This is a genomic window from Variovorax sp. Soil_C_26, assembly GCF_057657075.1.
Genome location: NZ_JBDGJC010000059.1, coordinates 1 through 283, shown reverse-complemented (window position 1 = coordinate 283; position 283 = coordinate 1). Strand labels below are relative to the sequence as shown.

Here is a 283-nt window from a genome sequence, read left to right as displayed (position 1 = left end):
CTGATCGTCACCACCGGCAGCCAGCAGGCGCTCGACCTGCTCGGCAAGACCATGATCTCGCCCGGCGACAAGGTGATCGTCGAGGGGCCGACTTTCCTGGCCACCATCCAGTGCTTTCGGCTCTATGGCGCGCAGCTCGTCAGCGCACCGATCGACGCCAACGGCGTGGACACCGATGCGCTCGAGCAACTCATCGCCGAGCACATGCCGAAGTTCGTCTACCTGATCCCGACCTTCGGCAATCCGAGCGGCGCGACGCTGAGCCTCGAACGCCGCAAGAAGG

At 65.0% G+C, this 283-nt stretch carries 1 protein-coding gene; it reads left to right on the top strand.

The features are described from left to right. The coding region (locus tag AC3A6G_RS27465) for an aminotransferase class I/II-fold pyridoxal phosphate-dependent enzyme (RefSeq protein WP_487875105.1) at window positions 1–283 on the top strand (283 nt) is incomplete at both ends.